Here is a 13,703-nt window from a genome sequence, read left to right as displayed (position 1 = left end):
TTTTCAGGTCAACATCTAAATTCGCCTGTTAACAATGAAATGCCGCTAAGAGTAACGCTCTAGCGGCATTTTTTATATTCAGCTTTGCCCGATATCAGTTATTGGCTATTTTCTCTAACGTCTTTCCACGCTAGACAAATCTCAAGCACCCATGCAGACTTAAGCGGTTATTATTTTTAGCTAAGGAAGATGCGGTGGAGCAATCTTTGTCATTAGATAATCCCTCGAGTGAAGTAGACTCAGACCAAGCGTTAATGTTGCAATATGCAGCGGGAAATGCTCGAGCATTTGAGCTGCTTTATGTAAAGCATAAAGGCCCATTATATCGCTATTTTGTCAGACAAATTAACGATCTGCAGTTAGCGGAAGATTTGTATCAAGAAACTTGGAGCCGAGTAATTAAGGCTGCGAGTCAGTATGAAACCAGTGCAAAGTTTACCACTTGGCTCTACCGAATAGCCCATAACTTAGTGATTGACCATGTCCGCGCACTAAAGCCTGTCAATAACTTCACCGAAGTGTTTGAACCCGAACAAGATCATGAGGCGCAATTAGGTTGTGATGACGCTAATCTTGAGGCACAAATGCTCGATAGCCAAAAAGCTCATTTATTAAAAGGCTGTGTAGCCAATCTACCTCAGGTACAAAAAGAGGCATTTTTACTCAATGTTGAAATGGGCTTTACTGCGGCGATTATTGCCGATATTGCTGGAGCAACATTAGAGGCAACTAAAAGCCGCATTCGTTATGCTTATAAAGGATTAAAAGAGTGCGTGGATTTAAAGTGGCAAGGAGCGAATCATGACTGATAAAGAGCAAGCTACAATAGAAGCTGAGATCCAGTCTATGTATCGAAAAAGTGCCACAGAGCAACCATCTTCAACTCTAGATAGCGATATCATCGCTCAGGCTCGCGCGCATGTCTCGCATTCAAATAGTGGTCAAACTAGCCAATCTTTCTGGCGCCAATATCGATGGCCATTGTCATCGGCTGCTTCGGTATTGGTTGTCGTCACGTTATTTATGATTAACCCTGCGATACAAAATAGCGCTGATTCACCACAAGGCGAGCCAATGATGATGTCGGCTCCACAAGTGGCGACACCAGAGCCGCAGATGATGCGTTCGATGCAAGATAGCGCAGCTGCAGCCAAGGCGGTTGATGCATCTAAATCAATTAACGATAGTAAAATTGACCAGCAAGGCTCTGTTAATCAAGCTATTGCTAATCAGCTTGATGCAGTAGCGCAATTATTAAAATCCAAGCAACTTAGCCAAGCTGATGAGCTATTACAGCAGGTTCCTAAGCAGTGGCCGTCAGTACTTGAAGACAATCATCCACTTCATGCTCGTTACCATCGTTTGCAGAAAGCGATTATGGCTGACCATTGAAGATAAAAATTGTGCTAAAAATATAGAATAATGAAAGTAAAAGCCTGCATTTGCAGGCTTTTTATTTAAGAGACGGTAACCTTAAAGTGATTTAAACCAGTCCCAAATTCCCAAAGATGAATCTTCAAAAAGGTCGATCCCCAAAGCTGATTTGAGTAAGTAAAGTAACAAAAGTCCCAGCAGTAAGGAGATTAGTACAAACCCAACAACGCATAGGGTAAACAAGGCTAAAGTGAGCTGTTTTTCTTTACGGCTATATGCACGCTTATTGCGGCCAATAAGCACAACATAGAAAAACCGCCAACCAATAAATGGAATATAAAAGCTGCCTCGATTATCGATAAAGTGTCGTTGCCATTTATTGTTAATGAGGGCTAAGCGCATGTATACCAGCTGTGGCTCAGAAAAACTGTTTGCACAATGTTTTGGCATATTACCCAAGGCGTTATTGACTCGGGTGTCATCCCTTAATGAGGGGCGTGGGTAGTCTGTTTGCATAGGTACCTCGAACAGCCGCTTAGTTCAAATAAATAAGGGTTCTGTTTATTACTTTATGCCAAAATGAGTTTAGGTTTTGAACGCTTATTCTTGTTAGCAAGCATTCTTTGTTATGCGTAAACAAGCATTTGCATATATTTATAGTTAGCTTAGTTGAGATTTTATCAATAGCGCTGCTTGTTTAAGTATTTAATACTTTTATATGGGAGGTTGCTAAAGTTTGAAGCTCAATCTACGAGGGTTAAAAAGTAAACTAAGTGATAACGGTTAATTTTAACTAAGCTCATCGATGAAAAATTGCAGCAAGTTTGGCATAGATTCGAACTTGTGGCAGCGTTAGTTAACTTGTGACTTATTGTTATTGTGACAACACATTTGCTAATACATATTTGCAGATATTTTGCTGATGCATGGGTAAAAGTTTGCTACCTTGTTGGGCTGAAAGAATTCGTCCGAATAATAACAATAGGATTACTAGCTTAGATGAAAATTCGTCACTCACTCGCATGCTGCATGCTTGCCCTAGGTACTTTGACTCTTTCCCCTGCACACGCCTCAGAATCGACTCTTAAGCCGGGCTACTTTCGAGCGCCGGCGCTAAACGAGCAAACCTTAGTGTTTACCGCTGAGGGCGATTTGTGGACTCAAGCACTATCAGACACCCAAGCTAGGCGCTTAACCAGTTTACCGGCAGAAGAGCTTGGCGCAAGCATCTCAAAAGACGGTCAGTTTGTGGCATACGTTGCCAATTATGAAGGCTCGTCAGAAGTTTACGTTATTCCAATTAATGGCGGGCAAGCTAAGCGCGTAAGTTTTGAAAACAGCCGCGTGCGAGTACAAGGCTGGACCGCTGATGGAAAAGTTTTATATGCCACAGATAATGCATTTGGTCCGGCGAACTACTGGGTATTAAGAACCGTCGATCCACAAACCTTGCTCACAGAAGACTTGCCTTTGGCCGATGCCATTGAAGGGGATATTGATGATAAAGGTGAATATGTTTACTTCACCCGCTTTGGCCTCCAAACAACAGGCGATAACGCTAAAGTGTATCGTGGTGGCGCTAAAGGTGAGCTGTGGAAATATAAGCTTGGCAGCAAACAAGAAGCGACGTTGTTAACGGCTGCTCATCAAGGCTCTGTCAGACAACCTATGTTATGGGACTCTCGCCTTTATTTTGTTAGCGATAGTGATGGCAATGACAACATTTGGTCAATGGCTACGGATGGCAGTGATCTTAAGCAGCATACTCAATATAACGAATGGCAAGTGCGTAATGCACGACTCGACCAAGGTCGCATCGTGTTTCAGCAGGGCGCCGATATTAAGTTGTTTGATATAGCAACTAACCAAGACCAAACTGTTGAGATTGATTTAACATCAGACTTTGCCCAAAAGCGTGAGCACTGGGTGAAAGCACCAATGAAATACGCAACAGCCACTAACTTATCGCCTCAGGCTGACAAAGTGGTGATCACCGCCCGCAGCCATGTGGCAATTGCTGGCACCGATGGTCAACGTTTAGTGGAGATATCTTTGCCGGGTCATAACCGCGTACGTAACGCAGTGATGAGCCAAGATGGCGCTTGGGTATACGGTATTAGCGATGCAACGGGCGAGCAAGAAGTGTGGCGCTTTGCGGCAGATGGCAGCGATAACGCCAAGCAGCTAACTAAAGATGGCAAAACCCTAAGACTCGATCTGCACTTGTCACCTGATGGACGTTACCTTGCCCATGACGATTATGACGGCAATGTATGGTTGTTAGATTTAAAGAAAGGCAGTAATAAAAAAATCATCACTCAAGGCGAGGGGCTGGGTCCATATGCTGATATCGTTTGGTCTGGTGACAGTCAATTTATTGCATTAACCAAAGCGGAAATGGGTAAAGCGCGCCCGCAAATCGTGTTGTACTCATTAGACGATAATCGCGCTGAATCACTGACTAGCGATAAATACGAGTCATTTTCGCCAAGCTTTAGCGCCGATGGCGACTGGCTGTATTTCTTATCAAATCGTCAGTTTGTGTCTACACCGACTTCACCTTGGGGAGACAGAAACCTAGGGCCAATGTTTGATAAGCGCACCCAAGTGTTTGCGATAGCCTTGAATGAAGACGCGCGTTTTGCCTTTCAAAAGCCAAATGAGTTGTTATCAAAACCTGCAAAAGCGGATGATGACGAGATTGAAACCGAAGTCGATTGGAAAGGTTTAGCCAATCGTTTATGGCAAGTGCCAGTGCCTGCGGGTAACTACAGCTCACTGCAAATGGCAGACGATAAGTTTTACCTGCTTGATACCACAACTAGCGGTAAATCTAGCTTGAAAGTGGTTAAGTTTGATCCGTTAAGCCCTAAAGTTGACACCTTTGCTAAAGATGTTGGCGAGTATCAATTGTCTCAAGACTCAAGCAAATTATTTATTCGTAAGCAGTCTAAGCAAGGCAGCGAAATGCTGATTGTTGATGCAGGCGATAAACTGCCAAAAGAGCTGACTAACGCCAATGTAAAAACCAATCTATGGCAGCTGGCGATTGAGCCTGCGAGCGAGTGGCAACAGATGTTTGAAGACGCTTGGTTGATGCACCGCGATTCTTTTTATGACAAGAGTATGCGCGGACTTGATTGGCAGGCAACCAAAGCCAAATACCAACCGTTAGTCGATAGACTAACCGACCGTCATGAATTGAATGATCTGTTTACGCAGATGATGGGCGAACTAGATTCTTTGCATTCACAGGTGCGTGGTGGTGATGCACCAAAAGATGCCGATAAAGCAAAATCAGCCAGTCTTGGCGCGCGTCTTGAGCAAACTAAGGCGGGAGTAGTCATTGAGCATATTTATCAAGGCGATCCTGAGTTACCAGCACAAGCAGCGCCACTGGCGCAAATGGGCGTTAATGCCAAAGTCGGTGATGTGATTGTCTCGATTAACGCTAAGCCGCTCAATAATATGGCCGATGTGACTAAGCTGCTGCGTAATCAAGAGGGCAAGCAAGTATTACTTACTCTTAAGCGCGGCAGTAAAACTCATCAAACAATTGTAGAGCCAGTAAGCCCATCTAAAAATGCCAAGTTGAGATACACAGACTGGGTGCAACATAACAGCGCCAAAGTGTCCAAAGACAGTAATGGTAAGTTTGGCTACTTGCACCTATATGCCATGGGTAGCGGTGATATCTCAAGCTTTGCGCGAGAGTTTTACGCTAACGTCAATAAAGACGGGTTAGTTATCGATGTGCGCCGTAACCGTGGCGGTAATATTGATAGCTGGATCATTGAAAAGTTACTGCGCAGGACTTGGGCATTTTGGGCGCCAACCCATGGCACACCATCAGGCAATATGCAGCAAACCTTTAACGGTCAGTTAGTTGTTCTGACCGATCAGCTAACCTACTCTGACGGCGAAACCTTCTCTGCAGGCGTTAAGGCGTTGGGTATTGCGCCATTGATTGGTAAGCAAACAGCAGGCGCAGGTGTGTGGTTATCTGGGCGTAACTCATTAACAGATAAAGGCATGGCACGTGTAGCTGAGTATCCACAATATGCAATGGACGGTAGCTGGATTATTGAAGGCCGCGGTGTTAGCCCTGATATTGAGGTCGACAACCTACCATACGCAACATTTAGCGGCACAGATGCGCAATTAGATAAAGCAGTTAGTTATCTAAAAGAGGCGCTTAAACAGCAACCTGCCACTAAGCTAGTACCTAAACCTATGCCAGTAAAAGGCATGGCCGAAGATGTGCATAAGGCATTCTGATAAACCGCTAGTTAGTTAACTGTGTAAGATGGCGTTATGAGCCTTGAATAATGGCCTATAACGTCTATCTTTATCCCTCCTTTGCTTAGTAACCTTCTTTATTCCTTTAGCAAGCGCAGTGCTCAATCTCGATCGACTACATGTGGGATCTTGCTTACGCGATTTTGTTGAATTTATTTTACAAAAATATTGAATATTTATAGTTATAGACACTAAACTGGATAAAAAATAATGTGAGTAATCAAGCGTTAATTCATACTAATCTAAAGAATTTATTGCTTAATTATTTAATACGCCATTCACGCAGAGCTTTTATTGCAGCTTGCCAGTCGGTTACCAAAGGGATGAGTATGACTGAAGAAAAAACAGCGATCGCAAATGATGAAGTGAGTACTAGCGATAACGCGCCGCAAGAGAGCCCAAGTAAAAATAACAAAATACGTAAAGCGACCAATATTATTTTAATCGTCGTAAGTTTTTTATTTGTATTCCACCTTATTGCCGACCGCTTTATTCCCTCTACCGATTTAGGTCGAATTCGTGGCTATGTAGTGCCTATTAGCCCGCAAGTCTCAGGTGAGATTGTCGATATTTTAGTTGAGCCAAACACCTTGATTAGACAAGGTGATGTGCTGGCAAAAATTAATCCACAAGATTATGAAATTGCTCTGAATCAAGCCGAACAGTCCCTTAAAAAAGCAGGCCAAAACGTGGGCGCGCAAACCGCTAACGTAGCTGCGGCGCAAGCAAAGGTGACTAACGCGCAAGCCAATCTTAAGAATGCCCAAGTACAGTCTAAACGTATCTTTGCCATGGTTGATAGAGCGGTGATGTCGCAGGCCGATGCGGATAATGCTAGGGCTGAGTTAACGAAGGCTGAAGCTGGCGTTGCTGCGGCTAAAGCCGAACTGGCGAAAGCAGAGGAGCGCCTTGGTGCAGAAGGTGAAAATAATACTAACGTTAAATCAGCATTATTGAGCCTTGAAAAAGCCCAGTTAGATTTAGCACGGACCTCGATTACAGCGCCGACTGATGGCGTTGCGTCAAACTTCAGATTAAAAGAGGGGATTTACGCCAGTGCGGGTCAGCCGGTGATGACGTTTATCTCATCGGAAGATGTATGGATTGAAGCTTACTTTAGAGAAAATAGCTTAGGCAATATGCAGCCTGGCGATAAAGTTGAGTTTGCACTTGATTACGCGCCCGGAGAGGTCTTTCAAGCGACGGTTGGTAGCATTGATTACGGTATCGACTGGGGGCAAAGCGAGCAAACAGGTAAGCTTGCACAGGTATCTGGTCAAACAGGCTGGCTGCGTCAATCTCAGCGTTTTCCTGTCACTATCGTGTTGCCTGCAGATGAAGCTGTGGGGCTAAGACGTGTTGGTGGCCAAGCCGATGTGATTGTTTATACCAGCGACAGTAGCATCATTAATCTATTTGGTAAGTTTTGGATCCGCCTTGTGAGCTGGTTCTCTTATGTCAGATAGTCGCAGTGCTTCAATAAATACAAGGATGGCCTCTGAAGAGGCCATCTATACCAGACGCGTTCTACGTTTTACTTTAGGTATTGGTTTAGCGGTTGCGATATCAGCTATTTGGGCGTGGCCACTGGCGTTTATCGTGCCGGTTTTTGTGGCTAAGTTTTTAGTTGATAGGCAAGAGCCAACCGTGCAAACCGTGTACGAGCTGCTTATCTCGATGATTTGTACTATAGGTCTGGCGTGGATAGTGAGTTTCGGACCAACCCAATACCCTATGGTGTTATTGCCACTAATCGCGATGATGATGCTTTGGGGTTATTACCTATTTAGCGATCCTAGGTGGAACTTCTTTGCGACCATATTCATTGTCGCAACCTTACTTTTACCTTATATGAGTTTATTGCAGCCGGGAGCTGCGATATTAGTTGGAGTAGGGTTAAGTTTTTCGGGTGTGGTTGCGGTGTCTATTTTTGCCTTGCTGCATGCATTGCTACCGGATTTATCGCCCAATAGAGAGCAACTAGCGAGTGCTGCGCAAAGTCATGATGAGCGAACTCATGAAGCGTTTAGGGCGTTGATTATTGCGTTCCCAGTTATTTGGTTCTTTTACTTCCTGGAAATATCTGGCGCGCTGCTAACCATGATTTTTATTGCCATTTTGTCGTTGCAGGCTGCGGGCGCAAAAAGCATTAAGGTCAGTCTGTTTTTATTGATCACCAATGGTATTGGCGGTGCATTAGCGATTGTGTTTTACAACATGCTTACCATAGTACCCGAACTGCCTTTTTACATTGGTATGTCAATGCTCGCAGCCTTGTTGTTTGGGCAAAAAATATATGCCAATCCAGAAAAAGCGCCGCTTTACGCTGGTATTTTATCAGCATTACTGGTTGTGGTTGGCTCAACGGCATCTTCGACCGATAAAGATGTTGCAGTGAATTTCTATTTAAGGATCTTACAGCTGTTTTTGGTTGGGGTTTATATGATTTTCGCATCCTTCTATTTAGAATCTCGTGATTGGAAGTTTTTAAAGAAAAGAAATAGCCTTTAGCTGCAGACTTTAAGCGCTCGTATTGAGTTGCTCTTGTGATGCAATAAACACATTCGAACAAAAGTGATAGTGATAAAGCTTGTATCAAGCAGCCGTTAAGCTTTGAGGTGATATATAACTGAATCAATAGCTTGATTCTTGTGCTATACGTTAAATAGTTCAACTAGCTACATCTTGAGTGCCAATGCTCCTCATTATTTTTGTTAAGGATTAATCCATGTTTCAACTGAACTCTCTTAAACTTGCGGCAATTGCTATTCCTGTATTTCTCGTGGGTTGTGCAACCGGTGATACACCTGAAGCCAAAAAAATGCATGCCCGGGAAGAAACTCAATCTGCGTTGCAAGAGATTTATAGTGAACACTCCGGGGCCAAATCGGCTGTAGCTAACTCAGTTGGCTATGTCGTCTGTACAGGCAGTAACAGTTACCTGTTTGCCTTATCTACCGGTGGTGGAGTATGTGTGTTACACGAAGGAGGGAGTCGTTCTTATTATCGTTTTGCTACTGGTGGTGTCGGTGCAGGTATTGGTTGGAAGCAAGTTGCTTTTGTACAAGCGTTTAGTGAACGTGCAGCGCTGACGCGATTTAAAGAGTCTGGCTATGAAGGACAAGCGCAGGCAGAAGCAAGCGCCGAGTATGAGGGCAGTGGTGAGCAAGCGTCCGCGAACCAGTCGGTAGATGTATCTGGCGTGAAAACTTACCAAGTAAACTTAATGGGCGCTGCTGCGCAAGCCACGGTACAAGGTTATAAGTATTGGGAAACTGACTTTACAGATGACTTTATCGAAAATGATGCAGAGTAAATTTTAAACGCTCAAATTAATAAAAAAGCTAGGCATAAGGCCTAGCTTTTTTATTGGGCTATTTCAAAGTTAATATTTGATTTCAAAAGCTGTTTCGTTACTTAAACTATTAGCGATAAAGCAGTTGTTATGAGACTTTTCATGCATTTTCTTGAGCACATCTTCATTAACTTCAGTCGCAAACTCAACATGGGGTTTTAATACAATTTTACTGATAAATATTTGTCCCTTAGAGTTTTTGCCTAGTTCAGCATAAGCATTATCTTGGTAACTTAATATGGGGAGTCGTTTAAGATGGGCGATAGTGAGAAAAGTCAGCATGTGGCAGCTTGCTAATGCAGCGAGTAAACTTTCTTCTGGGTTAACTTTATCATCTGAACCCTTGTATTCAGGCGCAGATGAACCCTGAATTTGTTGGCCGCTGCCGAAAGTAATTTGATGATCTCGGCAAAAGTTTTGTAGTTCTGTTACTGGTTTATCAGTAGGGGACCAACTGAGGTTGATATTAAAGCTCATATTTTGCTAACTCTTATTATTAGGTAATCACAATTAGTACAACATTACTGTTCATTTTTAATCGATTCAGAGTTGCTTTACCAGTCAATTTAGTGAGTTATTATTTTACTAAATTAGAGAATTAGCTTAATACGTTCTATAAAACAACCTTGCTTTTTCAGCGTTGCTGGAGACAAGAGTTAGCTTTGTTCATTCAAGTTCTGGCTGGTGCTGGCGTAGGTTTGCATGGTAGCAATTTGTTGTTGCTGAGCTTTAGCGTTCACGCCCGCTGCGCGGGCGTCATCATTATTAACCAAGTAATGGGCGGTCATTGGCGATACTCCTGAATTATTACCTGTGACGACATTAGCCATATCAGCATAGATTTGGTATTGCATCTTAGCCTTTTTATATTCGATGTAGACCTCTGCTTTTTCGCCTTCATTTGGCAGGTTAGGTCTGTTAGCGAGGACTTGAGCATCATTTTTGTTAGTTGCAGATAGTTTTATTGATTCTTCGCTTAAGCTCACGGTGTCTTGATTGTTTATTGCAGGCTGAGTCTGCCGACTTGAGCTTGAGTGTTTAGTTGAATCGATAGTCTGAATTGTTGCAGATGCGCCACTTTGTGTAAGCATATTTCTGGCAGGAGCTTTATTGGTATTCGCTGAGCTATCATTATTTTGAGTGGGAGTATGATTAACTGAAGCGCTAGGGGAGGCTGTAAGCATGGGATCTCAGTATGGTAAGTTATTCTTGGTAGCGTCAATACTAAAACCTCTAAACTGTACCTAAGCTGAACTAAGATAAGAACTTGGCCTTGTTGGGTTTTTTCTCACTAAAATTGAGAGTAGTAATAGGTTTGTGTACGGGCCTGTTATTTTTAGCCTGCAAAGTCTCATGATACAAAAAGCCTTTTGCATGACTGCAAAAGGCTTAGTGCATATTAACCAGCTAACAGTTCTGCAGTTAGTTAATAGCGATTAATACTGAGCTAAAAACTGTACTTGCAGCCATTGAGTGAGGCAAAAATTTGGCTCTATAGCTGAGCATTAAAATGACTAACAGACCCGCAAAAGACAATAAACCAAAGAACAAAATACTGCCGTAGGCAAAGCCTTGGTCTGTAATGCATCCCCAGTAAGTAGTGCTAATGCCAACCCAGCCAGCAATGTAAAGTAACCTAGCTTGTAAAGGACTCGGTGCTTTGCCAAATGCATCTCGATAATGAGAAAACATCGCTAACGCGAGCAGTCCAAATGCGAGATAGCTAAACCCCAAAAGACTTAATATCACGGTTTATACTCCCTCTTTTACTGCAGATTCATTATGAGCTCTGCGTTTAGGTGTCACATTCTTGGTTATGACAGTGTTTTTACTAACTAGTTTCACTCGGGCAAAAAACAATGCAAACCCCATTATCACAGCCATTAAGTCAAAGCCAACTAATGGCCATTGTTGCATGGCTATGTTACCGAATAGGTGGCTGTTTGATGTGAACGCATTTAATACTGGGATAGCGATTAATAAGCTTCCTGTAACTGCTAGTGCGGTTCTCCAAGCATTGCGAGAACGATTAATACAAGCGAGTAATCCCATGGCTGCTAAGGCAATGAAGAAGCAATTGACCTCCCATTGAGCACGGTTAAGCATCTCAGTAGGAAGTAGTCTATTAGCATAGAAAAATGCTGCTGTAGCGAAAGGAAGACCGACAATGAAGGTTAGGTTTAAACCTTCGACTAAACGTAAGCCAAAGCTTGCTTTCGCGCCTTGTTGAATTTGTTTTTGCTGCTTTTGGCGAATTTTAACAGCCCAAAGTAATGTCCCTGTCGTGATCATTGCGCAGCCTAAAAAACCGCTGATAAAGAACAATGCACGTAACAAAGGCTCTGCAAAACGGCCAGTATGCAGCGCAATTAATGTATCGTAAGTATCTTGTGCACCAGAGTCAGGTTCAATTCCAGGGTTAGTTAGCTCGCCGGTAGTGCCGTTAAATACTACAGCAGTTCTTCTATCGGTTACCGTTTCGCCAGTATCTCGATAAAAGTTAACTTGGCTATTTTTATCACTTGGATTGTTAATCACGACTTGCTTAATCGTCGAATCTTTAAATATACGTTCAACGTCAGGAAGTAACAGACTTAGTGCCACTGTTTGAGCTTCAATGCCTACTGGTTGAACTTGTACTCGACTTGGACTTAACTCCTTTCTAAAGGATTTAAAGTCGCCGTCATAGGCAGTCATAACTCCCCAAGGCATATACATCATCATTAATGTAATCAATCCTGTATAGGTGATCATCAAATGGTAAGGTAATGCTAGCACCGAGCTGACGTTATGGGCGTCTAACCACGAACGGCTGCCTTTGTTGCGACGAAAGCTAAAGAAGTCTTTAAAGATTCTTTTGTGAATAACAATGCCACTGATCAGTGCGACCAACATAAACATGGTACAAAAACCAACTATCCAGCGTGCTATTTTGGCCGGCATGTAGTGCAGATCAAAATGCAGACGGTAGAAAAAGTGGCCACCTTTTGACTCCCGCACATTGGTTATTAATGTATCGCCTTCAATTGGAGCGATATGTTCTTCAAACTTACCGCGGCGTTGCCCTTCTTCTGGCTGTGTTTGCCAGCCGTAGCTCATATAAGGTTTGCGGTCAGTAGGAAAGTTAATTCGCCAATCACGAGCGTCTGGAGCTTGTGCAGATAAGTAGTTTTGAGCCCGAGTTAATTCACTAGCGACATTAATGTTTTCATACTGCTGAATAACATTTTTGTGCAGTTCAGGCTTGCTCCAAAGCGTCATTTCATAGCGGTAATAACTTAATGTACCAGCAAAAAACACTAATAATAGTACCCAACAAACAAGTAAACCTACCCACGTATGCAGCCAAGTCATGCTGCGAAAAAAAGAGTCTTTCATTATTTAACCTATGATCAAAATGAGTAGGTAGAACAAACCACTGAGGCAGAGCAGGTCGGTGAGTGCACGCCATTGGTTTTTTACGCTAAACGCCCAAATTCCGGCACCGGCATAAGCTGAAAATGACAGCATCATTGCCGTCAATGTGCTATCAACGGGCGAGAGAGGCAATACCATTGCCAACAAGGCAGATAAAGTTGCTGCAACTAGATACCCTGCAAAGATGGCTGACAGTGCTCTTATTGCAACGTCGCACTTATCGGTATTGAGTGAGAGGAGTATTTTTGTTTTTGTTGTTTGCACTTCGATAAGCACCTAAGAGATCAGCATTTGGAAAGAAAATATGATTGACGGTATTCTACATTAATTTATTTAACTGATAACTGTTTTCATTCGTATTTAATGGTAAATGTACTAGACTTGGGAGTTAGATCTCAATTGAATGCGGCTTAGTGTTGCTGGAGTTCACTTGAATTTAGGTGGTTTTTTTCAGTTTTTTACGCATTCGCTGTAAAATATTTAATCAGTAAGTGTCTGATGTGTGACGAACGTTGGAGTTTGTTTATATTTTTTAGGTAAAGCGTAATAAAAATCAAGCTAAAGCGTTTTTTTTTGTCTAAATTAGTAGAGGGCTGATTAGGCCTTATATAACCGTATGCTAATCAACTACACTAATGAAGGGCGCCGTTCTGCTGGTGTTTTAACCACACCAAGATGGTTGCTTGAATAAAATTATTAAATAACAAAAACTGTTTTTACCCGATACACACTGGGCTACAGCAACGAGTTGACTATTTTACCAACAAGCTTTAGATAAATTATTTTTAACAAAAGCTTGTAATTTAAAGCTAAAAACCCAAATGTAATAGGTGAAATCATTGTAAAAAGGAAAACCTATGAAAATAAATCTTTCTGGTCACCACGTTGATGTAACAGACGTAGTAAGACAGCATGTCCAAGAGAAGTTTTCGAAGATAGAGAGCCATTTTCCAACCCTGATCGCACTTGATATTATCATTGCTAAAGAGCACGGCGACTTCCAGGTTGAAATTAGAACGAATTATGAGGGAAGCAGTATTTCCGCTTCTGGTAATGACTCAGTTATGTACCCAGCCATTACCAGCGCAGCTAAAAAACTCGATGCGGCACTAAAGCATCGTAAAGGACAACTGAAGGCTGATTTGCATTCTAAGCCAGTTGTGACGACACCAGAAATTGCACATGAGAAAGTGCAAGAAATGAATTTGGTATAAAGTAATTAGCCAGCCTTTGTTAAACGAATAGTTTAACGGTTGAT

The 13,703-nt window shown here is 42.6% G+C and carries 13 protein-coding genes; 7 read left to right on the top strand and 6 right to left on the bottom strand.

What is annotated here, in order from left to right; genetic code table 11:
- Positions 1-254: 254 nt before the first annotated feature.
- Together L2747_RS05280 and L2747_RS05275 are read left to right on the top strand one after the other, a co-directional pair.
- Positions 255-809 (top strand): sigma-70 family RNA polymerase sigma factor, encoded by a 555-nt coding sequence (locus tag L2747_RS05280; protein ID WP_248998073.1) that lies wholly within the window; start codon positions 255-257, stop codon positions 807-809.
- The gene (locus L2747_RS05275) at positions 802-1,392 is read left to right on the top strand and encodes a hypothetical protein (protein WP_248998043.1); all 591 of its coding nucleotides are present in this window, start codon (positions 802-804) and stop codon (positions 1,390-1,392) included. Before L2747_RS05280 ends, L2747_RS05275 begins: the two co-directional genes overlap by 8 nt.
- 81 nt (positions 1,393-1,473) lie before the next feature.
- Here L2747_RS05275 and L2747_RS05270 read toward each other — a convergent pair whose 3' ends face one another.
- The gene (locus L2747_RS05270) at positions 1,474-1,890 is read right to left on the bottom strand and encodes a hypothetical protein (protein ID WP_248998042.1); all 417 of its coding nucleotides are present in this window, start codon (positions 1,888-1,890) and stop codon (positions 1,474-1,476) included.
- Positions 1,891-2,373: 483 nt separating this feature from the next.
- On the opposite strand from L2747_RS05270, the gene L2747_RS05265 reads away from it, so the two are divergent.
- The 4 genes from L2747_RS05265 (at position 2,374) to L2747_RS05250 (ending at position 8,989) form a co-directional block, all read left to right on the top strand.
- Positions 2,374-5,652 carry a S41 family peptidase gene (locus L2747_RS05265; protein WP_248998041.1) on the top strand — a complete coding sequence of 1,093 codons (3,279 nt, stop codon included), beginning with the start codon at positions 2,374-2,376 and terminating at the stop codon, positions 5,650-5,652.
- Positions 5,653-6,002: 350 nt separating this feature from the next.
- Entirely contained in the window at positions 6,003-7,139 is a 1,137-nt protein-coding gene (locus L2747_RS05260; protein WP_248998040.1) for an HlyD family secretion protein, read from the top strand.
- Positions 7,129-8,184 (top strand): DUF2955 domain-containing protein, encoded by a 1,056-nt coding sequence (locus tag L2747_RS05255; protein WP_248998039.1) that lies wholly within the window; start codon positions 7,129-7,131, stop codon positions 8,182-8,184. Before L2747_RS05260 ends, L2747_RS05255 begins: the two co-directional genes overlap by 11 nt.
- Before the next feature lie 217 nt (positions 8,185-8,401).
- Positions 8,402-8,989 carry a lipid-binding SYLF domain-containing protein gene (locus L2747_RS05250; protein ID WP_248998038.1) on the top strand — a complete coding sequence of 196 codons (588 nt, stop codon included), beginning with the start codon at positions 8,402-8,404 and terminating at the stop codon, positions 8,987-8,989.
- 69 nt (positions 8,990-9,058) lie between these two features.
- Here the strand turns inward: L2747_RS05250 and L2747_RS05245 are convergent, their stop codons facing one another.
- From L2747_RS05245 to L2747_RS05225, 5 genes are all read right to left on the bottom strand, one after another.
- On the bottom strand, positions 9,059-9,505 hold the full coding sequence (locus L2747_RS05245) for an OsmC family protein (RefSeq protein WP_248998037.1): 447 nt from the start codon (positions 9,503-9,505) through the stop codon (positions 9,059-9,061).
- 179 nt (positions 9,506-9,684) lie between these two features.
- The gene (locus L2747_RS05240; protein ID WP_248998036.1) at positions 9,685-10,212 is read right to left on the bottom strand and encodes a hypothetical protein; all 528 of its coding nucleotides are present in this window, start codon (positions 10,210-10,212) and stop codon (positions 9,685-9,687) included.
- Positions 10,213-10,450: 238 nt separating this feature from the next.
- The gene (locus L2747_RS05235; protein ID WP_248998035.1) at positions 10,451-10,777 is read right to left on the bottom strand and encodes a DUF3325 domain-containing protein; all 327 of its coding nucleotides are present in this window, start codon (positions 10,775-10,777) and stop codon (positions 10,451-10,453) included.
- Between the two features lie 3 nt (positions 10,778-10,780).
- The gene (locus tag L2747_RS05230; RefSeq protein ID WP_248998034.1) at positions 10,781-12,406 is read right to left on the bottom strand and encodes a PepSY-associated TM helix domain-containing protein; all 1,626 of its coding nucleotides are present in this window, start codon (positions 12,404-12,406) and stop codon (positions 10,781-10,783) included.
- Positions 12,407-12,409: 3 nt separating this feature from the next.
- On the bottom strand, positions 12,410-12,709 hold the full coding sequence (locus L2747_RS05225) for a hypothetical protein (protein ID WP_248998033.1): 300 nt from the start codon (positions 12,707-12,709) through the stop codon (positions 12,410-12,412).
- A gap of 593 nt (positions 12,710-13,302) precedes the next feature.
- Here L2747_RS05225 and hpf point away from each other — a divergent pair.
- Positions 13,303-13,659, top strand: a complete 357-nt coding sequence (gene hpf, locus L2747_RS05220) for a ribosome hibernation-promoting factor, HPF/YfiA family (protein WP_248998032.1) — start codon at positions 13,303-13,305, stop codon at positions 13,657-13,659.
- Positions 13,660-13,703: the final 44 nt, after the last annotated feature.

The sequence above is a fragment of the Shewanella marinintestina genome (assembly GCF_023283845.1).
GTDB classification, from domain to species: domain Bacteria; phylum Pseudomonadota; class Gammaproteobacteria; order Enterobacterales; family Shewanellaceae; genus Shewanella; species Shewanella marinintestina.
This window is presented reverse-complemented; position numbering and strand designations above follow the sequence as displayed.

Excerpts from the sequence above, each read along its gene's own strand:
- L2747_RS05240 (WP_248998036.1), bottom strand. The coding sequence starts at position 10,212 with ATGCTTACAGCCTCCCCTAGCGCTTCAGTTAATCATACTCCCACTCAA.
- L2747_RS05270 (WP_248998042.1), bottom strand. The coding sequence starts at position 1,890 with ATGCAAACAGACTACCCACGCCCCTCATTAAGGGATGACACCCGAGTC.
- L2747_RS05255 (WP_248998039.1), top strand. The coding sequence starts at position 7,129 with ATGTCAGATAGTCGCAGTGCTTCAATAAATACAAGGATGGCCTCTGAA.
- L2747_RS05275 (WP_248998043.1), top strand. The coding sequence starts at position 802 with ATGACTGATAAAGAGCAAGCTACAATAGAAGCTGAGATCCAGTCTATG.
- L2747_RS05250 (WP_248998038.1), top strand. The coding sequence starts at position 8,402 with ATGTTTCAACTGAACTCTCTTAAACTTGCGGCAATTGCTATTCCTGTA.
- L2747_RS05265 (WP_248998041.1), top strand. The coding sequence starts at position 2,374 with ATGAAAATTCGTCACTCACTCGCATGCTGCATGCTTGCCCTAGGTACT.
- L2747_RS05230 (WP_248998034.1), bottom strand. The coding sequence starts at position 12,406 with ATGAAAGACTCTTTTTTTCGCAGCATGACTTGGCTGCATACGTGGGTA.
- hpf (WP_248998032.1), top strand. The coding sequence starts at position 13,303 with ATGAAAATAAATCTTTCTGGTCACCACGTTGATGTAACAGACGTAGTA.
- L2747_RS05280 (WP_248998073.1), top strand. The coding sequence starts at position 255 with ATGTTGCAATATGCAGCGGGAAATGCTCGAGCATTTGAGCTGCTTTAT.
- L2747_RS05260 (WP_248998040.1), top strand. The coding sequence starts at position 6,003 with ATGACTGAAGAAAAAACAGCGATCGCAAATGATGAAGTGAGTACTAGC.
- L2747_RS05245 (WP_248998037.1), bottom strand. The coding sequence starts at position 9,505 with ATGAGCTTTAATATCAACCTCAGTTGGTCCCCTACTGATAAACCAGTA.